This is a genomic window from Pseudomonas sp. B21-059, assembly GCF_026016285.1.
In the GTDB taxonomy this organism is placed as follows: domain Bacteria; phylum Pseudomonadota; class Gammaproteobacteria; order Pseudomonadales; family Pseudomonadaceae; genus Aquipseudomonas; species Aquipseudomonas danubii.
Window position 1 is genome coordinate 5,618,027 of the sequence record NZ_CP087201.1, and the last position, 20,760, is coordinate 5,638,786.

Sequence of the window (20,760 nt, forward strand, 5' to 3'; positions counted from 1 at the left end):
AGCATGCAATTGATCTGGCTGCGCAGCGACCTGCGCCTAAATGACAACACCGCCCTCTGCGCCGCCACCCAGCGTGGCCCCACCGTGGCCGTGTACCTGCTGAGCCCGGAACAATGGCAAGCCCATGACGATGCCCCCTGCAAGGTCGACTTCTGGCTGCGCAACCTGCAGCACCTGAGCACTGCCCTGGGCCGGCTGAACATTCCTCTGCTGATTCGCAGCGCAGCCACCTGGGACCAGGCGCCCCACGTCCTGCTGGAACTGTGCCGGCAACTGCAGGTACGCATGCTGCACTTCAACCAGGAGTACGGCATTCACGAGAGCCGCCGCGATGCCGCCGTGGCCAGGGTCCTGGAAGAAGCCGACATCAGCGTCCAGGGTTACCTCGATCAGTTACTGTTCCAGCCCGGCAGCGTGCTGACCCAGAGCGGCGGCTACTTCCAGGTGTTCAGCCAGTTCCGCAAGGTCTGCTACAGCCGCTTGCACAGCGCGCTGCCAGCCCTGGTCGCCAGCCCCAAGGCGCAATCGCCGCTGTCGATCCAAGCCGATCCTGTACCCCGCCATATCGATGGCTTCCCACGCCCCAGCCAGTCACTGCGTGATCTGTGGCCGGCAGGTGAAGATCAAGCCCTGGGCCGTCTGCAACAGTTCACCGACGAGCAGATCGACTACTACCAGAGCGAACGCGACTTCCCGGCCAAGCCCGGCACCAGTCAGCTTTCACCCTACCTCGCCGCCGGGGTGATCTCGCCCCGCCAGTGCCTGCACGCTGCCTTGCGCTGTAACCAGGGAGAGTTCGAAAGCGGTAATCCCGGGGCCGTCACCTGGATCAACGAACTGCTGTGGCGCGAGTTCTACAAACACATCCTGGTGGGCTACCCACGGGTTTCCCGGCACCGTGCCTTTCGCCCGGAAACCGAAGCTGTGGCCTGGCGCGACGCCCCTGAGGAACTCGCCGCCTGGCAGGAAGGCCGCACCGGCCTGCCGATCATCGACGCCGCCATGCGCCAACTGCTGGAAACCGGCTGGATGCACAATCGCCTGCGGATGGTGGTGGCCATGTTCCTGACCAAGAATCTGTTGATCGACTGGCGCGAGGGCGAGCGTTTCTTCATGCGCCACCTGATCGACGGCGACCTGGCAGCGAACAATGGCGGCTGGCAGTGGAGCTCCTCCACCGGCACCGACGCCGCGCCCTACTTCCGCATCTTCAACCCTGTAAGCCAGTCGGAACGCTTCGACGCCGAAGGACGCTTCATCAAGCACTGGCTGCCACAACTGGCGGGGTTGAACAAAAAAGATATCCACAACCCCGGAGCCATGGGCGGCCTGTTCGCTGTCGCCGATTACCCGGCGCCTATGGTCAACCTGTCGATGTCCCGGGATCGGGCATTGGCGGCGTTCAAGGCGCTGCCTTCGCGCCAGGATGTGGGAGGCGCCCATGAGTGACTTCCTCGACCGCTTCGCCCGGGATTTCGCCAGCCTCGACAAGCACAGCCTGCAACGCCTGGACCAGCTCTACAGCGAGGACATCCAGTTCACCGACCCGCTGCACGAGGTCAATGGTCTGCCACGCTTGCGGCATTACTTTGCAGAGCTGTACGCCAATGTCAGCGAACTGCGCTTCGAATTCCACGGTGTCGACACCTGCACCGAAGGCCAAGGCTATCTGCGCTGGACCATGAGCTACCGCCACCCGCGCCTCAAGGGCGGCCAGGTGATCCGGGTCCCCGGCTGCTCGCACCTGCACTGGCGCGACGGCAAGGTCTACCGTCACCGGGACTATTTCGACGCCGGCGCCTTGCTCTATGAACATCTGCCGCTACTCGGTGCGGTGATTGCCTGGTTGAAAAGGAGGCTCGGATGAACCCTGCAATGCCACGGCGGATCTGGCTCACCGGCGCCAGCAGCGGCATCGGCGCGGCGCTGGCCGAAGAACTGCTCAAGACTGGCGCCCAAGTGGCCGTCAGCGCTCGCTCGCGCGAGCCCCTGGAAGCGCTGGCCCTGCGTTATCCGGGCCGGGTGCTGGTGGTGCCCGGCGATCTCACCGACGCCCTGCAGGTGCGCGAGATCGGCAAGCGTATCGCCCAGGCCTGGGGCGCACTGGACACCGCGATCCTCAATGCCGGGACCTGTGAATACATCGAGGTGCAGCAATTTGACGCGACGCTGATCGAGCGCGTGCTGAGCAGCAACCTGCTGTCCGCCAGCTATTGCATCGAGGCTGCTCTACCGCTGTTGCGCGCCGGCAATCGCCCGCATCTGGTAGGAGTGGCCAGCTCCGTGACCTACCTGCCGCTGCCTCGGGCCGGCGCCTATGGCGCTTCCAAGGCAGCCTTGCGCTATCTGCTGCAATCCTTGCGCATCGACCTGGCTGCCGAGGGCATTGACGTCACCGTGGTCAGTCCCGGCTTCGTCGATACCCCGCTCACCGCGCGCAATGACTTTGCCATGCCCATGAGCTGGCCCGCCGCCAAGGCTGCGCGGCATATCTACAAACGCCTGTCACACCGGGATCTGGAGATCGCTTTCCCCGCCCCGTTCATCTTCGGCCTCAAGCTGCTGTCCTGGCTACCCGGCCGCCTGCAACTGGCCATCGCCAAACGCCTGGCCCGCACAGGGAGTGCATCGTGAAAATCGCCATTATCGGTAGCGGCATTGCCGGCCTGACCTGCGCCTACGTCCTGAACCGTCGCCATGACATTCGGGTTTATGAGGCCGGCAGCTGGATCGGCGGTCACACCCATACCGTGGATGTCAGCCTGAACGGCGAGACCCAGTCTGTGGACACCGGTTTCATCGTCTTCAACGACTGGACTTACCCCAACTTCATCCGCCTGCTGGGACAGATCGGGGTCAAGTTCAAACCCACCGAGATGAGTTTCTCGGTGTGCGATCCCGCCTCGGGCCTGGAATACAACGGCAACAACCTCAACAGTCTGTTCGCCCAGCGACGCAATCTGCTATCGCCCGGGTTCTGGGGCATGCTGCGGGACATCCTGCGCTTTAACAAAGCGTCGCTGCTCGATTTGCAGCAACAGCGGATCGCCGCCGACACCACACTCGGCGACTACCTGAAAAGCCAAGGCTATGGCGAGCGTTTCATCCAGCACTACATCGTGCCCATGGGCTCGGCGATCTGGTCGATGTCACGGGTGCAGATGTTGGGCTTTCCCCTGCAGTTCTTTGTGCGCTTCTTCAAGAACCATGGCTTGCTGTCGGTGAATAACCGTCCGCAGTGGTGCGTGATCGAAGGTGGCTCAAGCCGCTACATCGAACCGCTGACCGCCTCGTTCCGCCAGCACATCCGCCTCGACTGCCCGGTGCAACGAGTCGAGCGCGACGAGGCTGGCGTGCTGATCCACAGCGCCGCCGGCAGCGAGCGCTTCGACAAGGTGGTGTTCGCCTGTCACAGCGACCAGGCCCTGCAACTGCTGGCCAGCCCCAGCCAGGCCGAGCGAGAGATTCTCCAGGCCCTGCCCTACGCCGACAACGACGTGGTGCTGCACACCGATACCCGGCTGCTGCCCCGCCGGCGCCTGGCCTGGGCCAGCTGGAACTACCGCCTGGACGCCAGCGGCGAGAAAGCCGCAGCCGTGACCTACGACATGAACATCCTGCAAGGCCTGAAGAGCGACACCACCTTCTGCGTCAGCCTCAACCAGACCGCAGCCATCGATCCGACGCAGATCCTGGCCCGTTTCACTTACGCCCACCCGCAATACAGCCTCGATGCGGTGGCGGCCCAGGGCCGCTGGAATGAACTGCAAGGCGCCCAGCACAGCTTCTACTGCGGCGCCTACTGGGCCAACGGCTTCCACGAAGACGGCGTGGTCAGCGCCTTGCGCGTGGCCCAAGCCTTTGGTGAACAACTGTGAACAGTGCCCTGTACAGCGGCTGGATCAGCCACCGGCGCTTTGCCCCCAAGGACCATGCCTTCCGCTATCGGATCGGCCTGCTGTACCTGGACCTGGATGAGCAAGACAAGGTGCTGGGGCTTTCGCCCCTGGCAGGCCAGAGTCGCTTCGCGCCGTTCGCCTTCCGTGAAAGCGACTACCTGACGTCCTTCACCGGCCAGGGCATGCGCCTGATCGACGCGGTACGCCAGCAAGTGGCGCAGGCGATAGGTCACGTGCCCGGAGGCGCAGTGCGCCTACTGACCCAGGTACGCAGCTGGGGCCTGGCGTTCAACCCGGTGAGTTTCTTCTACTGCTTCGAGGCCGACGGGCAACTGGCAGCGATACTCTGCGAGGTCACCAACACCCCCTGGCGCGAGCGCTACCACTATGTACTGCCGGCCCGCCCAGGCAGTGCCACGGCTCCCGAGCACCAGCACTTCGCCGTGGCCAAGGCCTTTCACGTGTCACCGTTCCTGCCCCGGGACCTTGAGTACCGCATGAGCTTCAGCCCACCAGCCGAACGGCTCGGGGTGCACATGGCCGACTGGCAGGGCGAGTCCAAGGTGTTCGACGCCACCCTCAGCCTGCAACGCCAGCCCCTGGATCGCCGCAGCCTGCACCAGTATCTGCTGCGCTTTCCGTGGATGACCGCCAAGACCTGCCTGGCCATCTACTGGCAGGCCCTGCGCCTGGCCGGCAAAGGCATCAAGTTCTTTCCTCACGAGGCCGCCGACGGCGCCTATCGCACAGCCGCTGTACAACCCAAGGATCGCCGCCATGAAATCCTCTAGCGTATCGGCCAGAACTACCCTGTTCAGCACCCACAGCCTCACTGCCAGCCTGCTGCGCCGTGGCGTACTGCGACAATTGGCGCAACTCAAGCACGGACAACTGCTGATCATCGAAGACGGCGAGCGCCTGGTCTTTGGCAGCGACAGCGCGACCCTGATCGGGGAAATCCATATTCATGACAGCAGCGCCTGGGGGCTGGTAGCCAGCAGCGGTTCGATCGGCGCCGGTGAGGCCTTTATCCACGGCTACTGGAGCACCCCGGATCTGACGGCAGTCATCCGTGTATTCGTCAGCAACCTTGAGGTACTGGACGCCATGGAAGGCGGCCTGGCGCGACTCGGTCGCCCCCTGGTGCGCGGCCTGCACTGGCTCAATCGCAACACCCGCAAAGGCTCGCAGAAAAACATCGCCGCCCATTACGACCTTGGCAACGAGCTGTTCGAGCAGTTTCTCGACCCCACCATGATGTATTCCGCCGCACAGTTTCGCAGCGATGAAGACAGCCTGGAGCAGGCCCAGTTGAACAAGCTGGAACGCATCTGCCAGAAACTCGCCTTGCAGCCCGAGGATCACCTGCTGGAGATCGGCACCGGCTGGGGCAGCATGGCGCTGTATGCGGCCCAGCATTACGGCTGCCGCGTGACCACCACCACCCTGTCCAAGGAGCAGTTCGCCTTTACCCGGCAACGCATCGACGCCGCCGGCCTGCAGGATCGGATCACCCTGCTGCTGGAGGACTATCGCGATCTCACCGGGCAATACGACAAGCTGGTGTCCATCGAGATGATCGAAGCCGTGGGCCATCGCTTCCTGCCCACCTACTTCAAGCAGTGCGCGCAGTTGCTGAAAAGCAACGGCCTGATGCTGCTGCAAGCCATCACCATCCGCGACCAGCGTTATGAACAGGCGAAGAACGGCGTGGACTTCATCCAACGCTATATCTTCCCTGGCGGCGCCCTGCCCAGCGTGCAGAAGATGCTCGAAGTGGTCGGTCGCGACACCGACATGAATCTGCTGCACATGGAGGACTTCGGCCTGCACTACGCCCGGACCCTACGCCTGTGGCATGAGAACTTCCGTCGCGCCCACAGCCGCCTGAGCGAGCTGGGCTATGACCAGTACTTCCTGCGGCTGTGGGAGTTCTACCTGTGCTACTGCGAAGGCGGCTTCCTGGAGCGCAGCATCGGCACCGCGCAGATGCTCCTGGCCAAACCCTCGGCAGTGCCACAACCTTTGCTGGGCCGTTTCGATGCGTAAGCAACTGGCCAACGCCCTGCTGTTCCAGCTGGGCTGGTTCATCTGCGTGCTGTCTGGCGACAGCGCCTGGCTGCTGCTGGGGGTGGCGATCCTGCTGGCGCATTTTCGCTGGATCGGCAGTTGGACCGGGGAAAGTCGGATGATTGTCGGCGTCGCCCTGATCGGCATCACGCTGGACAGCTTCCTGCACTGGCTGGGGGTGTTTCAGTTCCAGCAAGTGAGCCTGCTGATTCCCCTATGGCTGATGCTGCTCTGGATCTTGCTGGGCACCACCCTGCGCCACTGCCTGGCATGGACGGCACGTCCCTGGTGGCTGGCCAGTATCCTCGGGGCGCTGTGCGGACCACTGTCCTATTACGCCGGCGGCCGCTTGGCCGGAGTGACCTTTGCCTATGGCCTGTGGCCGACCTTGCTGGGGCTGGGCCTGCTCTGGGGAGTACTGCTACCGCTGTTTCACGTGCTTGCGCGTCCCACTGAAGAAGCACCGCAGCCGGCCCCTCAGGACTGAGCGTCCGTCAGGGCTCTCACACAGCCCTGGCCCACTGCCTTACACTGCGCGCCTATGACTAACATCCCCGTTACCCCCATCCCCGAACCGGCCATCAGTTGCTCGACCTGCGCCGCTTGCTGCTGCCAGCTGGAAGTGATGCTGATCACTGACACCGGGGTGCCCGAGCGCTTTATAGAAACCGATGACTGGGGGGGCGAAGTCATGCGCCGCCTGGACGACGGCTGGTGCGCAGCACTGGATCGCGACAGCATGCGCTGCACTATCTATGAGCTGCGGCCGCTGATCTGCCGCGAGTTCGAACTGGGAGAAGCGGACTGCCTGAGCGAACGCCGGGGAATCGCCACGGCATATCGCTGAACCGCTTTTTTCACGACTCGAAACGCTGAACGCTACCAGGACTTTTCCACAGCAGAGGAAGCACCTGGGCAAAGTGCGTGACATCGCCACTGGTCCAGAAGCGCGCCTCACGGGCGACTCCTCGCGCACGCAGGTCACTCTCGTCAAGCAGGCGCTGCAACTGCCGGGCAACCGCCGCACCGGTGTCGATCAGGCTGATATGGGCAGGCAGCATCTGCACCAGCACCGGCTTGAGAAACGGGTAATGGGTGCAGCCCAGGATGATGGTGTCGCAACCGGCGGCCAGCAGCGGTTCGACATAGCCCTGCAACAGCTGGCACAGGGCGCTGCTGTTGAGGTCGCCGTTTTCGATCATTTCCACCAAGCCGGGGCAGGGCTGGGTGACCACCTTCACATCAGCGGCAAAGCGATCGAGCAAGGCGGCGAACTTGGCGCTCTGCAAGGTGCCGGTGGTCGCCAGCACGCCGACCACGCCGCTGCGGGTCGCGGCCGCTGCGGGCTTGACCGCAGGTTCCATGCCGACGATGGGCCAGTCCGGGAAGTCCCGGCGCAGCTCGGCGACCGCGGCCACGGTCGCCGTGTTACAGGCCAGTACCAGCGCCTTGGCGCCCTGCTCGCGGAAAAAGCGCGCCATCAGAGCACAACGCTGGCGAATGAACTCGGGGGTCTTTTCACCATAGGGAATATAACCGCAGTCCCCCAGGTAGAGCAGCGACTCTTGAGGCAGCAGTTGCTGTATTTCCGCCAGCACCGAGAGGCCGCCGACGCCGGAATCGAAGACTGCTACCGGAGCCTCACCCATGGCGACTACCACAAACGGTGCAGCCCGGATCGCGCTTGACCCGCAGCTCACGGAAACGCGTGCCCAGGGCATCGATCAATAACAATCGGCCCACCAGAGGCTCACCAAATCCGGCCAGCAGCTTCAGGGCTTCCAGCGCTTGCAGACTGCCCACGGTGCCCACCAGCGGGCCAAGTACCCCGGCTTCACTGCAGGTCAGCTCGGCTTCGCTGCCATGCCCGTACAAGCAGTGGTAGCAAGGGCTTTCCGGGCGCCGCGGGTCGAACACCGACAACTGCCCTTCCAGGCGAATGGCCGCGCCGCTGACCAGAGGCTTGCCGGCGGCCACGCAGGCAGCGTTCACCGCCTCGCGAGTGCCGAAGTTGTCACAGCAATCGAGGACCAGATCCACCGCAGCCACCGCAGCGGCCAAGGTGTCTTCATCCAGTGCCACGGGGTGAGGCACCAGGCGGATTTCCGGATTGAGGGCAGACAGCCGGCTGATGGCCGAGTCCACCTTGCTGACCCCGACACTGGCGCTGTCATGAATGATCTGGCGTTGCAGATTGGTCACATCCACCGTGTCGAAGTCCGCCAGGTGCAGTTCACCGATACCGGCAGCGGCCAGGTACAAGGCTGCGGGGGCACCCAGGCCGCCGAGACCGACGATCAGTACCCGGCTTTGCTTGAGGCGCAGTTGGCCGTCGATATCGACGTGCTGCAACAGAATCTGCCGGCTATAACGCAGCAGCTCCTGATCCGTCAGCACGGCAAGCACCCAAGGCTGATGCGCTCATGCCCACCCAGGTCGACGCGACTGTGGACCTCGATAAAACCCTGGGCCGTCAACAATTCACGCACGGCTGCTGCCTGGTCGTAGCCGTGCTCCAGCATCAGCCAGCCGCCGCCTTCCAGATGTTGCGGAGCCTGGGTGACGATCAGGCGCAGGTCGTCCAGGCCATCCTTGCCCGCCACCAGGGCACTTTCGGGTTCGAACCGCACATCGCCGGCCACCAGATGGGGATCGGCCTCGGCAATATAAGGAGGGTTGCTGACGATCAACTGGAAGCGCTGGGACTCGACGGCGCTGAACCAGTGACTGCTGAGCACGGTGACGTTGTCCAGTTGCAGGCGCTGGCGGTTGCGCTCGGCCAGGGCCACGGCTTCCAGCACCCGGTCCACGGCCGTGACCTTCCAGGCTGGACGTTCGCTGGCCAGCGCCAGGGCGATGGCGCCGCTGCCGGTCCCCAGGTCGAGGACCTTGGCCGGAGTCGCTGGCAGCAGTTCCAACGCCGCCTCCACCAGCAGCTCCGTGTCGGGACGCGGGATCAGGGTGTGCGGTGCCACTTCAAGATCCAGTTTCCAGAAGCCCTGCTGGCCGAGGATGTAGGCCACCGGTTCGCCGGAACGGCGTCGTTGCAGGTATTCAGTGAACAGCAACACGGCCTCGCTGGGCACGATGCGCTCAGGCCAGGTATGGAGAAAACTCCGCGGCTTGCCCAGGGCCGCTGCCAGGAGCAGTTCGGCATCCAGGCGCGGCGTCGGCGAATCGGGTAATTGGGCTGCGCGCAGCAGGCTGGCGATGATGGTCATTTACTCACCCAATGCCGCAAGTTGATCGGCCTGATACTCAGCCAGCAGCGGTTCAATCACGGCCTCGACGCCCCCGGCGAGGATTTCGTCCAGGGAATACAGGGTCAGGTTGATCCGGTGATCGGTGACCCGGCCCTGAGGGAAATTGTAGGTACGAATACGCTCGGAGCGATCCCCCGAGCCCACCAGCAGCTTGCGCTCGCTGGCGATGGCATTGGCCGCGGCGCTGGTCTGCTGGTCGTTGAGCTTGGCCGACAGCCAGGACATGGCCCGGGCCCGGTTCTTGTGCTGGGAGCGCTCTTCCTGGCACTCCACCACGATGCCCGAAGGAATGTGGGTGATGCGGATCGCCGAGTCGGTCTTGTTCACGTGCTGACCACCGGCGCCCGAAGAGCGGTAGGTATCGATGCGCAGGTCCGCCGGGTTGATCTCGATGGCTTCCTGTTCGTCCGGCTCGGGCAGTACCGCCACGGTGCACGCCGAGGTGTGGATGCGACCCTGTGATTCGGTGGCCGGTACCCGCTGCACACGGTGCGCGCCGGACTCGAACTTGAGCTTGCCGTAGACGTTCTCGCCTTCGACCCGGGCAATGACTTCTTTATAGCCGCCGTGCTCACCCTCGTTTTCCGAGAGGATCTCCAGCCGCCAGCCACGCCGCTCGGCGTAGCGCGAATACATGCGGAACAGGTCGCCGGAAAAGATCGCCGCTTCGTCACCGCCGGTGCCGGCGCGGATTTCCAGGAACACGTTACGCCCGTCGTTGGGGTCCTTGGGCAGCAGCATGCGTTGCAAGGCGCTTTCCAGTTCGGCCAATTGCTCCTTGGCCTCGCGCACTTCCTCGGCGGCCATTTCCCGCAGGTCCGGGTCATTGTCCTTGAGCAGCGCCTGGGCACCCTCGAGGTCGGCCTGGACCTTGAGCACCTGTTTGTAGGAGGCGACGATCGGCTCGACTTCCGCGTATTCCTTGGAATAGGCGCGGAACTTGGCCTGATCGGAAATGACCTCAGCATCGCCGAGCAAGGCGGTCAGTTCCTCGAAACGATCCTGGAGAATGTCCAGCTTACTGAGCAGTGACGCTTTCATTACGGGGTTTTATCCGATGAGCCCTCACCGAGGGCAAAGAGTTCTTGAGCCATGGCCAACGCATCGAGGCGGCCTTCGGCGGACAGCTTTTTCAGCTGCACGCTCGGCGCGTGCAGCAGTTTGTTGGTTAGGCCACGGGCCAGTTGGGCCAGTACATCCTCGGCGCTGGAGCCATTGCTCAGCAGGCGCAGAGCCTTCTGCAGTTCTTCATCACGCAGGCGCTCGCTCTGCTGACGATAGGCCTTGAGCACATCAACCGCCGCCAATTCACGCAGGCGCACCATGAAATCCTCGGCGCCGATGTTCACCAGCTCCTCGGCTGCCTGGGCCGCGCCCTGACGGCTCTTGAGGTTTTCCGCGACCACTTCGTGCAGGTCATCGACGGTGTAGAGGTAAACGTCGTCCAATTCGCCGACTTCAGGTTCGATATCCCGGGGAACGGCGATATCCACCATGAAAATCGGCTTGTGCTTACGCAGCTTCAGCGCGCTTTCCACTGCGCCCTTGCCAAGGATCGGCAACTGGCTAGCAGTGGAACTGATCACGATATCGCTGTGCACCAGCTCCTGGGGAATGTCCGACAACAGCACCGCGTGGGCGCCGAACTGCTCGGCCAGGAGGCTGGCCCGCTCCAGGGTGCGGTTGGCCACGACGATGCGCTTGACCCCAAGGTCGTGCAGATGGCGGGCCACCAGGGTAATGGTCTCGCCGGCACCGATCAGCAACGCCTGACTGCGCTGCAGATCGCTGAAAATCTGTTTCGCCAGGCTCACCGCAGCAAAGGCCACGGACACCGGGTTCTCGCCAATGGCGGTATCGGTGCGTACTTGCTTGGCGGCACTGAAGGTAGCCTGGAACAGCCGGCCCAGCAGCGGGCCGACGGTGCCGGCCTCACGGGCCACGGCGTAGGCGGACTTCATCTGCCCGAGAATCTGCGGCTCGCCCAGCACCAGCGAATCCAACCCCGACGCCACCCGCATCATGTGACGAACTGCCGCATCATCTTCATGCACATAGGCACTGGCACGAAGCTCGTCTAGGCTCAGGTGGTGATATTCCGCCAGCCAGCGCAGCACCACATCCGCAGAAAGATGATCCTGTTCTACATAAAGCTCACTGCGATTGCAGGTGGAGAGGATCGCAGCTTCGCGGCTGTCGGTGAGTCGGCAGAGCTGCTGCAAGGCCTCAACCAACTGCTCAGGGGTAAAGGCCACGCGCTCGCGGACGTCTACAGAAGCAGTCTTGTGGTTAATACCGAGTGCAAGGAAGGCCATTCAAGGTCGCTGATGATGTCGAGAAGCCGGCAATTGTCCTACTTCGACCGACGCAGAACAACTACCGCCGACTATTGTCCTAATAGACTGCCTCTGTTCTGGCATCCCGTTGAGTCTCGGTTATGTTTGACCGAAGGCTTGTGTCATGATGATCCGACCGCAGGTTAGTCGCCCTCTTCCTATATGAATAGATCTTCCGCGTTGCTCCTCGCCTTTGTCTTCCTCAGTGGTTGCCAGTCACTGGCCCCCGTTTCATCGGACGCTACGTCGCCGGTGGAAGACAGCACCCCCGCCCCTGAAAAGCCCAAGGTCTATTCATCGTTCAGCGAAGACACCATCTTCAGCCTGCTGAGCGCTGAACTGGCGGGCCAGCGCAATCGTTTCGACATTGCCCTGGACAACTACGTGACCCAGGCCATCAACACCCAGGATCCGGGCATCTCCGAGCGCGCCTTTCGCATTGCCGAGTACCTGGGAGCCGACCAGGCAGCCCTGGACACTTCGCTGATCTGGGCCAAGAACGCTCCAAACGATCTGGAAGCACAACGGGCTGCCGCTATCCAGCTGGCCCGCGCCGGTCGTTATGACGACTCCATGCTCTATATGGAGAAAGTTCTGCAGGGCAAGGGCGACACCCATTTCGACTTTCTTGCGCTGTCGGCTGCCGATACCGACCAGGACACCCGCAATGGCCTGATGAAAAGCTTCGATCGCCTGCTGCAGAAGCACCCGCACAACAGTCAACTGATCTTCGGCAAGGCCCTGTTGATGCAGCAGGATGGCGACGCCAAGGATGCCCTGAGCTTGCTGGAGCAGAATCCGCCGGAAGACGGCGAGGTGGCGCCGCTGCTGTTGCGCGCCCGTCTGTTGCAGAGCCTGAACCGCGGCAAGGAAGCCCTGCCGCTGCTGGAAAAAAGCATCCGCAAATACCCGGACGACAAGCGTCTGCGCCTGACCTACGCCCGCATGCTGGTGGAACAGGACCGCATGGAGGACGCCAAGACCCAGTTCTCCAGCCTGGTCCAGCAGTACCCGGAAGACGATGAACTGCGCTATTCACTGGCGCTGGTGTGCCTGGAGGCCAAGGCCTGGGAAGAGGCCAAGGGTTACCTGGAAGACCTGATCGCCCGGGAAAGCCACGAAGACTCCGCACACCTGAACCTGGGACGAATCGCCGAAGAACTCAATGACCCGCAAGGGGCCCTGATCGAATACGCCCAGGTCGGACCAGGTAACGATTACCTGCCAGCGCAACTGCGTCAGGCCGATATCCTGATGAACAACGGCCGTACCGACGAGGCGCAAAAGCGCCTGGTGGCAGCCCGCGATGCCCAGCCCGACTACGCCATCCAGCTGTATCTGGTCGAAGTCGAAACCCTGTCGGCGAACAATCAGGGCGATCGCGCCTGGAACGTTATTCAGCAGGCGCTGCAACAGTATCCCGATGACGTGAACCTGCTCTATACCCGTGCCATGCAGGCGGAAAAACGCAATGACCTGGCACAGTTGGAAAAAGACCTGCGCCTGATCATCCAGCGCGAGCCGGATAACGCCATGGCCTTGAATGCCCTGGGCTACACCTTGTCGGACCGCACGACCCGCTACACCGAAGCCAAGGCACTGATCGAGCAAGCCCACCAACTGACCCCGGAAGACCCGGCGGTGCTGGACAGCCTGGGCTGGGTAAACTTCCGCCTGGGCAACCTCGACGAGGCCGAACGCCTGCTGCGCCAGGCCCTTGAGCGCTTCCCCGACCAGGAAGTCGCGGCGCATCTGGGCGAAGTGCTGTGGAACAACGGCAAGCAGCGCGAGGCCAAACAGATCTGGAGCAAGTTCATCAAGGATCAGCCCGATAGCCCCGTATTGCGCGACACCATCAAACGCCTGACCGGATCAGAGACTCTTTAAGACTATGTTTTTGCGCCACGTAATTGTTTTCAGCCTTATCGCCCTGCTTGCCGGCTGTGCCGGTTTTGGCGCCCGCGAGTCAGTCCAGGGCCAGGGCAACGCTGCCCAATGGCGTCAGCACAAGGAACTGCTGACCGGCCTCGATGGCTGGCAGATCAACGGCAAAATCGGTATTCGCGCGCCCAAGGATTCCGGCAGCGGCACGCTGTTCTGGCTGCAACGCCAGGACTATTACGACATTCGCCTGTCCGGTCCGCTGGGTCGTGGTGCTGCACGCCTGACCGGTCGCCCCGGCCAGGTCAGCCTGGAAGTGGCCAATCAGGGTCGTTACGAAGCGGCCAGCCCGGAAACTCTGCTTGAAGAGCAGATGGGCTGGAAACTGCCGGTCTCCCACCTGGCCTGGTGGGTTCGCGGTCTGCCTGCCCCAGACAGCAAAAGCCGCCTGACCCTGGATGGCGACAGCCACCTGGCGAGCCTGGAACAGGATGGCTGGCAAGTGGAATACAGCAGTTATTCCGAACAGAACGGCTACTGGCTGCCCGAGCGCATCAAACTGCATGGCAGCAACCTTGACGTCACCCTGGTGATCAAGGAATGGCTGCCACGCAAGCTGGGGCAATAACATGTCCCTGGAAAAGCTGACCCTGCCCTCCCCGGCCAAACTTAATCTGATGCTGCACATTCTGGGTCGCCGTGAAGACGGCTACCACGAGTTGCAGACGCTGTTTCAATTTCTCGACTATGGCGATGAAATCACCTTCGCTCTCCGCGATGACGCAGAGATTCGCCTGCACACCGAGTTCGACGGTGTGCCTCACGACAGCAATCTGATCGTCAAGGCGGCGAAAAAGCTCCAGGAACAGTCCGGCTGCACCCAGGGCATCGATATCTGGATCGACAAGATCCTGCCTATGGGCGGCGGCATCGGCGGCGGCAGTTCCAATGCCGCCACTACCCTGCTGGGCCTCAATCATCTCTGGCAACTGGGCTGGGATGAAGATCGACTGGCTGCATTGGGGCTGACCCTGGGGGCCGACGTTCCAGTTTTCGTACGTGGGCACGCTGCGTTCGCTGAGGGCGTGGGTGAAAAACTCACCCCCGAATACCCCGAAGAACCCTGGTACCTGGTGCTGGTCCCGCAAGTGTCTGTAAGTACAGCAGAAATTTTTTCCGATCCGCTGTTGACACGTGACACTCCGCCCATTAAAGTGCGCCCCGTTCCCAAGGGAAACAGCAGAAATGACTGCCTTCCGGTAGTCGCAAGGCGTTATCCAGAAGTACGTAACGCATTGAATTTGCTAGGTAAATTTACCGAAGCAAAACTGACTGGAACTGGAAGTTGTGTGTTTGGGGGCTTCCCAAGCAAAGCTGAAGCTGATAAAGTCTCGGCCCTTCTTACAGAGACCCTTACAGGGTTTGTAGCAAAAGGAAGCAACGTTTCGATGTTGCATCGCAAGCTGCAAGGTCTGCTCTAAAGGAATCGAGTATCAGGTACTCGAAGCAACAGATACAGGGGCGTCGCCAAGCGGTAAGGCAGCAGGTTTTGATCCTGCCATGCGTTGGTTCGAATCCAGCCGCCCCTGCCATTTTCCTTATACTCATCCAGGTATACCCTCAGCCTTCAGGTACTGCGCGTGTCCAAGATGATGGTCTTTACGGGGAACGCTAACCCCGATCTGGCTCGGCGTGTAGTACGTCAGCTGCATATCCCTCTCGGTGACATCTCTGTTGGAAAATTCTCCGACGGCGAAATTACTGCCGAGATCAATGAAAATGTCCGCGGTAAAGACGTCTTCATTATTCAGCCGACTTGCGCTCCGACCAACGATAACCTGATGGAACTCGTCGTGATGGCTGATGCCTTCCGCCGCTCCTCAGCGACTCGTATCACTGCTGTTATTCCTTATTTTGGTTATGCCCGTCAGGATCGCCGTCCGCGTTCCGCACGTGTGGCTATCAGCGCGAAAGTCGTGGCTGACATGCTCACCGTAGTCGGCATCGACCGTGTTCTCACGGTTGATCTGCATGCTGACCAGATTCAGGGTTTCTTCGATATCCCGGTAGATAACATCTACGGCTCCCCGGTTCTGGTGGATGACATCGAAGACCAGCGTTTCGAAAACCTGATGATCGTGTCCCCGGACATTGGCGGCGTCGTGCGTGCACGTGCCGTGGCCAAGTCGCTGGGCGTGGATCTCGGGATCATCGACAAGCGTCGTGAGAAAGCCAATCACTCCGAAGTGATGCATATCATCGGCGACGTCGAAGGACGCACCTGCATTCTGGTCGATGACATGGTCGATACCGCCGGCACCCTGTGCCACGCGGCCAAGGCCCTGAAAGAGCATGGCGCAGCCAAGGTCTTTGCCTACTGCACACACCCTGTGCTGTCGGGTCGAGCCATCGAGAACATTGAAAATTCCGTGCTGGACGAGCTGGTGGTGACCAACACCATCCCGCTGTCCGCTGCAGCACAAGCCTGTGCGCGTATCCGCCAACTGGATATCGCACCGGTAGTTGCCGAGGCGGTCCGCCGCATCAGCAATGAAGAATCGATCAGCGCGATGTTCCGCTAAGGGCTAGTCCCTGGCAAAACATCCCGATGACGAAAAGCGCCCCGTCCCAACCTGTGTTGGGACGGGGCTTTTTTGCCCATATCGCCTTTAGCGCTGGTCGCAAACGCTGGGGCGAGTGTGGTTATTTTGGAGATACAACATGAACGATTTTACTCTGAATGCTGAACTGCGTTCCGACCTGGGGAAAGGTGCGAGCCGCCGCCTGCGTCGTCTCGCAAGCCTGGTTCCAGCTGTAGTTTACGGTGGCGACAAAGCCCCTGAATCCATCAGCATGCTGGCCAAAGAAGTGGCCAAGCTGCTGGAAAACGAAGCTGCCTACAGCCACATCATCGAACTGAACGTTGGTGGCACCAAGCAGAACGTCGTGATCAAGGCCCTGCAACGTCACCCGGCCAAAGGCCACGTGATGCACGCTGACTTCGTTCGCGTAGTTGCTGGTCAGAAACTGACCGCCATGGTTCCAGTGCACCTGATCAACGAAGCTGCACCGATCAAGAAAGGCGGCGAGATCTTCCGCGCAGCCACCGAGATCGAAGTTTCCTGCCTGCCGAAAGACCTGCCTGAGTTCATCGAAGTCGACATGGCTGAGACCGACATCGGCACCGTGATCCACCTGTCCAACCTCACCGCTCCTAAAGGCGTTGAGTTTGTTGCTCTGGCACACGGCAACGACCTGGCAGTCGCCAACGTCTACGCACCACGTGTTGCTTCTGAGAAAGAAGAAGGCGCTGCAGAGTAATTCACTCTGACGCCGGAGTTGAGCGGAACACATCGCGGACTGGAACGTAGCGAGAAAGCGGGCGAGAACGCGAAGTTTGCCGCAAGGCAACCAAGCTTTTGTCGTCCACTTTCGCCGTAGCACCGGTTGCGGCGATGTTATCCACCACTCCAAAGAAGGGCCCCTATCGTGACTGCCATCAAACTGATCGTTGGCCTGGGTAATCCAGGCGCCGAATACGAACAGACCCGGCATAACGCAGGGGCCCTTTTTGTTGAGCGCATCGCCGAGAAACAAGGTGTCAGCCTTGTCGCCGATCGCAAATATTTCGGCCTGACCGGGCGCTTCAGTCACCAGGGTCAGGACATTCGTCTGTTGATTCCCACCACCTACATGAACCGCAGCGGCCAGGCCGTGGCGGCGCTTGCCGGCTTCTTCCGCATCAACCCGGAAGAGATCCTGGTGGCCCACGACGAACTCGACTTGCCACCCGGCGTTGCCAAGCTCAAGACCGGCGGCGGGCATGGCGGGCACAACGGACTGCGGGACATCATCGCGCAGCTCGGCAATCAGAATACCTTTCACCGCCTGCGGCTCGGCATCGGCCACCCGGGTGTTGCCAGTATGGTTTCAAACTTTGTCCTGGGTCGTGCGCCACGCGCCGAACAGGAAAAACTCGATGCCAGCATCGATTTTGCCCTCGGCGTGCTGCCGGATATCTTCGCCGGTGAATGGAACCGCGCGATGAAAAACCTGCACAGCCAGAAGGCCTGACTCTACTCCTCGGGGAATACACCATGGGATTCAATTGCGGCATCGTCGGCCTGCCTAACGTCGGCAAGTCCACCCTGTTCAACGCCCTGACCAAATCCGGGATCGCGGCCGAGAACTTCCCCTTCTGCACCATCGAGCCCAACAGCGGCATCGTGCCGATGCCCGACCCGCGCCTGGACGCCCTGGCCGCCATCGTCGTGCCGGAGCGCGTGCTGCCGACCACCATGGAGTTCGTCGACATCGCCGGCCTGGTGGCCGGTGCCTCGAAAGGTGAAGGCCTGGGTAACAAGTTCCTGGCCAACATCCGCGAAACCGATGCCATCGCCCACGTGGTCCGCTGCTTCGAAGACGACAACGTGATCCACGTGTCCAACAGCGTCGATCCCAAGCGTGACATCGAGATCATCGATCTGGAACTGATCTTTGCCGACCTCGACAGCTGCGAAAAACAGCTGCAGAAAGTCGCCCGCAACGCCAAGGGCGGTGACAAGGATGCCGTGGCCCAGAAAGCCCTGCTGGAGCAGTTGATCGCCCACTTCACCGAAGGCAAGCCGGCTCGCAGCCTGATGAAGGACATGAGCGCCGACGAGAAGCTGATCATCCGCGGCTTCCACCTGCTGACCACCAAGCCGGTGATGTACATCGCCAACGTTGCCGAAGACGGCTTCGAGAACAACCCGCTGCTGGACGTGGTCAAGGCCATCGCCGAAGAAGAAGGCGCGATCGTGGTGCCGGTGTGCAACAAGATCGAAGCGGAAATCGCCGAGCTTGAAGACGGCGAAGAAAAGGACATGTTCCTCGAGGCCCTGGGCCTGGAAGAGCCTGGCCTGAACCGGGTGATCCGCGCCGGCTACGAAATGCTCAACCTGCAGACCTACTTCACTGCAGGTGTGAAGGAAGTTCGTGCCTGGACCGTACGTGTCGGCGCCACCGCGCCACAAGCGGCCGCCGTGATCCACACCGACTTCGAAAAAGGCTTTATCCGCGCCGAGGTCATCGCCTACAACGACTTCATCCAGTTCAAGGGTGAAGCCGGTGCCAAGGAAGCCGGTAAATGGCGCCTGGAAGGCAAGGAATACATCGTCAAGGACGGCGACGTGATGCACTTCCGCTTCAACGTGTGATCCCCTTCAGCCCCATTGCCTGGCAATGGGGCTGATTCCCCCGCTACATCCAGCGGCCTCAGAAGTAAGTGGTCGCCCCCGCGAAGAATGCCCGTCCGGGCACGTAGAAGTTGGTCGATCCGTCCCGCAGGTCCTTGTCCATCAGGTTCTGCACCCCACCGTTCAACGTCAGCCATTTGGTCAACGCCAGGTTCGCCGTCAGGTCATAGGTGGTGTAGGACTGCACGAAATCATTGCCCAGGCCCCGCTGCTTGCCGACGTGCTGCGCCGACAGTTCGGTGCTCAAACGGTCATTGATCTGCCAGTCCAACGCGCTGAATGCCGACAGTTTGGGTGAGCTGATCAGATCTTCGCCCGTGCTCAGGTTCCGGCTTTCCAGCATGTAGGTGGCGTTGGTACGCCACGTCACAGAGTCGCCCAACGGAACCCGAGTGGTGCCTTCCCAACCACGGGTGCGGGCCTTGTCGACGTTTTCCAGCATGGTCCACCAACGGCCCTGGTACTGACCCAGCGGGCCGTATTCGATCTTGTCGGTGAAGTCGGTGTGGAAGTAGGTCAGACCCGCCTCCCAACCGTCATGATCGAACGACAGGCCGATTTCCTTGTTGGTGCTGGTTTCCGGCATCAGGTTCGGATTGCCGGCCATCCAGCAACTGCCGGTGACATAACCCAACGGACGCAACGAACCACAACCACGGCCTCCGGACTCGGTCGCTGCTCCCGCACTGCCTTCCTTCAGGCTCGGCGCACGAAAGCCCTTGGAAACACCCCCTCGCACGGTCCAGTCCGGATGCGGGTGGTAGACCACATAAGCCCGTGGACTGTTGTGGTTGCCGTACTTGTCGCTGTGATCGAAGCGGTTGCCCAGGGTCAGGGACAGGTTGTCCAGCAGGAACAACTCATCCTCGATGAAGGCCGCCGAGTAATCGCCCTTCAAGGTCGAGCCGCTAACCGGAGTACCTTGGTAATCCACCGGTACGGTGCCGAGGGTATTGGTGTTGGTCAGTTCTTCACGCTTCCATTGCCCACCCAGCGTCAGGCGCTGATCCACCAGCAGTTCGAAGGGCAGATTGAGACTGCCCTCGACAATCTTCTCCTCGGAGTTGGCTTTGCCCATATCCAGATCGTTGCGGTACTTGTTCAGGTAGGCATCGAGCTTCGTGGTACCAAAGCTCCAGTCACCGGTGTGGGACAGGATGTAGCTGTCGCGAGTCAGTCGGCTGGGACCAAAGGCGCCACCAACGGTATCGCCCCAATCACCAAAGGTTTTCTTTGATGCCCAGGAACGCTCAACGCCATGCACCGCCTCGAAGGACAAGCTCTGTTCTTCGTTGATCTGCCAGTCCAGCAGCGCATTTACGCTTTGATTCTTGGAACCGCCTGCACCGTCGTCGTACATGAAATCGCCTTGGGCATCGCGCCGCACCTCGACTTCATCCGCTGCCCGACGCGTGACGTTGGCCCCCAGGCGTAATCCCAGGGACTCGGTCAACGGCCCCGAAGCATTCGCGCTGTACTGAGTGGTCTGGCCGCGATCGGAGTCCTTGGGCACGGTGATGTGGGTGCTGGCCGAACCGGTCCAGGTCCGCGAGACCTTGCGGGTGATGATGTTGATCACCCCGCCCATGGCGTCCGAGCCGTAGAGCGACGACATCGGCCCACGGACGATCTCGATGCGCTCGATCATGTTCGGCGAGATCCAGTTCAAGTCCTGACGCGCCAAGTCACGACGATAACTCAGGTCAGCGGAGCTACCGACACGCTTGCCGTCCACCAGAATCAGCGTGTACTTGTCGTCCAGGCCCCGCAGCTTGATCTTCGACTGCTCGCCCACCGGGCCGAAACCACCGGTCACCCCCGGCACCCGACGCAACAGGGTGTTGAGGTCGTAGACCGGCTGGCGCTCGATTTCCTCACGGGTGATGACGCTGACGCTGGCTGGGGCATCCTTGAGGTCCGTGGCGCCGCCGGTAGCGGTGACAAACGCGGTGTCCAGTTCCAACGGCGCCGGTTTGACCTCTTCTGAGGCCTCGCCGGCCTGCGCCAGCGGAGCCAGCAGGCCGACACCGGCACTGAGCAGAAGCGAATTGAACAGGCAGGAGCTGACTTTCAT

21 protein-coding genes and 1 tRNA gene are annotated in these 20,760 nt (G+C 61.6%); 16 read left to right on the top strand and 6 right to left on the bottom strand.

The window, feature by feature from the left end:
- The first annotated feature begins 3 nt into the window (after positions 1-3).
- From phrB to LOY69_RS24925, 8 genes are read left to right on the top strand one after another with little or no spacing between them, the layout of a single operon-like run.
- The gene (phrB, locus tag LOY69_RS24890) at positions 4-1,449 is read left to right on the top strand and encodes a deoxyribodipyrimidine photo-lyase (RefSeq protein WP_265073735.1); all 1,446 of its coding nucleotides are present in this window, start codon (positions 4-6) and stop codon (positions 1,447-1,449) included.
- Entirely contained in the window at positions 1,442-1,867 is a 426-nt protein-coding gene (locus LOY69_RS24895) for a nuclear transport factor 2 family protein (RefSeq protein WP_170001505.1), read from the top strand. The genes phrB and LOY69_RS24895 overlap by 8 nt, the downstream gene beginning before the upstream one ends.
- Positions 1,864-2,634, top strand: a complete 771-nt coding sequence (locus LOY69_RS24900) for an SDR family NAD(P)-dependent oxidoreductase (protein ID WP_102880902.1) — start codon at positions 1,864-1,866, stop codon at positions 2,632-2,634. The genes LOY69_RS24895 and LOY69_RS24900 overlap by 4 nt, the downstream gene beginning before the upstream one ends.
- Entirely contained in the window at positions 2,631-3,878 is a 1,248-nt protein-coding gene (locus LOY69_RS24905; protein WP_102880903.1) for an NAD(P)/FAD-dependent oxidoreductase, read from the top strand. The genes LOY69_RS24900 and LOY69_RS24905 overlap by 4 nt, the downstream gene beginning before the upstream one ends.
- Complete coding sequence (locus LOY69_RS24910) at positions 3,875-4,690, top strand: DUF1365 domain-containing protein (protein ID WP_265073736.1); 816 nt, start codon at positions 3,875-3,877, stop codon at positions 4,688-4,690. Before LOY69_RS24905 ends, LOY69_RS24910 begins: the two co-directional genes overlap by 4 nt.
- Positions 4,677-5,948 (top strand): SAM-dependent methyltransferase, encoded by a 1,272-nt coding sequence (locus LOY69_RS24915; RefSeq protein WP_102880905.1) that lies wholly within the window; start codon positions 4,677-4,679, stop codon positions 5,946-5,948. The genes LOY69_RS24910 and LOY69_RS24915 overlap by 14 nt, the downstream gene beginning before the upstream one ends.
- Positions 5,941-6,456: a DUF2878 domain-containing protein gene (locus tag LOY69_RS24920; protein ID WP_265073737.1), complete on the top strand. Its 516-nt coding sequence runs from the start codon at positions 5,941-5,943 to the stop codon at positions 6,454-6,456. Before LOY69_RS24915 ends, LOY69_RS24920 begins: the two co-directional genes overlap by 8 nt.
- A 54-nt stretch (positions 6,457-6,510) precedes the next feature.
- Positions 6,511-6,816 carry a YkgJ family cysteine cluster protein gene (locus LOY69_RS24925; protein ID WP_102880907.1) on the top strand — a complete coding sequence of 102 codons (306 nt, stop codon included), beginning with the start codon at positions 6,511-6,513 and terminating at the stop codon, positions 6,814-6,816.
- 10 nt (positions 6,817-6,826) lie between these two features.
- Here LOY69_RS24925 and murI read toward each other — a convergent pair whose 3' ends face one another.
- From murI to hemA, 5 genes are read right to left on the bottom strand one after another with little or no spacing between them, the layout of a single operon-like run.
- Positions 6,827-7,618 (bottom strand): glutamate racemase, encoded by a 792-nt coding sequence (murI, locus tag LOY69_RS24930; RefSeq protein WP_110596333.1) that lies wholly within the window; start codon positions 7,616-7,618, stop codon positions 6,827-6,829.
- The gene (locus LOY69_RS24935) at positions 7,611-8,366 is read right to left on the bottom strand and encodes a molybdopterin-synthase adenylyltransferase MoeB (protein ID WP_265073738.1); all 756 of its coding nucleotides are present in this window, start codon (positions 8,364-8,366) and stop codon (positions 7,611-7,613) included. The genes murI and LOY69_RS24935 overlap by 8 nt, the downstream gene beginning before the upstream one ends.
- Complete coding sequence (gene prmC / locus LOY69_RS24940; RefSeq protein ID WP_110596332.1) at positions 8,360-9,190, bottom strand: peptide chain release factor N(5)-glutamine methyltransferase; 831 nt, start codon at positions 9,188-9,190, stop codon at positions 8,360-8,362. The genes LOY69_RS24935 and prmC overlap by 7 nt, the downstream gene beginning before the upstream one ends.
- A complete protein-coding gene (gene prfA, locus LOY69_RS24945; RefSeq protein WP_102860257.1) occupies positions 9,191-10,273 on the bottom strand; it encodes a peptide chain release factor 1 in 1,083 nt (360 codons plus the stop codon).
- Entirely contained in the window at positions 10,273-11,547 is a 1,275-nt protein-coding gene (gene hemA, locus LOY69_RS24950; RefSeq protein ID WP_102880910.1) for a glutamyl-tRNA reductase, read from the bottom strand. The genes prfA and hemA overlap by 1 nt, the downstream gene beginning before the upstream one ends.
- A gap of 183 nt (positions 11,548-11,730) precedes the next feature.
- On the opposite strand from hemA, the gene LOY69_RS24955 reads away from it, so the two are divergent.
- From LOY69_RS24955 to ychF, 8 genes are all read left to right on the top strand, one after another.
- Positions 11,731-13,455, top strand: coding sequence for a tetratricopeptide repeat protein (locus LOY69_RS24955; protein ID WP_265073739.1), 1,725 nt, complete (start codon positions 11,731-11,733; stop codon positions 13,453-13,455).
- 4 nt (positions 13,456-13,459) lie between these two features.
- Positions 13,460-14,077 carry a lipoprotein insertase outer membrane protein LolB gene (gene lolB, locus LOY69_RS24960; RefSeq protein WP_170001508.1) on the top strand — a complete coding sequence of 206 codons (618 nt, stop codon included), beginning with the start codon at positions 13,460-13,462 and terminating at the stop codon, positions 14,075-14,077.
- Between the two features lies 1 nt (position 14,078).
- Positions 14,079-14,930: a 4-(cytidine 5'-diphospho)-2-C-methyl-D-erythritol kinase gene (ispE, locus tag LOY69_RS24965; RefSeq protein ID WP_102880912.1), complete on the top strand. Its 852-nt coding sequence runs from the start codon at positions 14,079-14,081 to the stop codon at positions 14,928-14,930.
- A gap of 36 nt (positions 14,931-14,966) precedes the next feature.
- Positions 14,967-15,041: transfer RNA gene (locus LOY69_RS24970), tRNA-Gln, on the top strand.
- A 48-nt stretch (positions 15,042-15,089) separates the two neighbouring features.
- Positions 15,090-16,031, top strand: coding sequence for a ribose-phosphate pyrophosphokinase (locus LOY69_RS24975; RefSeq protein ID WP_003171603.1), 942 nt, complete (start codon positions 15,090-15,092; stop codon positions 16,029-16,031).
- A gap of 139 nt (positions 16,032-16,170) precedes the next feature.
- Positions 16,171-16,770 (top strand): 50S ribosomal protein L25/general stress protein Ctc, encoded by a 600-nt coding sequence (locus LOY69_RS24980; protein WP_102880913.1) that lies wholly within the window; start codon positions 16,171-16,173, stop codon positions 16,768-16,770.
- Positions 16,771-16,938: 168 nt separating this feature from the next.
- Positions 16,939-17,523, top strand: a complete 585-nt coding sequence (pth, locus tag LOY69_RS24985; protein WP_213665938.1) for an aminoacyl-tRNA hydrolase — start codon at positions 16,939-16,941, stop codon at positions 17,521-17,523.
- Positions 17,524-17,546: 23 nt separating this feature from the next.
- The gene (ychF, locus tag LOY69_RS24990) at positions 17,547-18,647 is read left to right on the top strand and encodes a redox-regulated ATPase YchF (protein WP_102880915.1); all 1,101 of its coding nucleotides are present in this window, start codon (positions 17,547-17,549) and stop codon (positions 18,645-18,647) included.
- A 58-nt stretch (positions 18,648-18,705) separates the two neighbouring features.
- Here ychF and LOY69_RS24995 read toward each other — a convergent pair whose 3' ends face one another.
- Complete coding sequence (locus LOY69_RS24995; RefSeq protein ID WP_110652226.1) at positions 18,706-20,760, bottom strand: TonB-dependent receptor domain-containing protein; 2,055 nt, start codon at positions 20,758-20,760, stop codon at positions 18,706-18,708.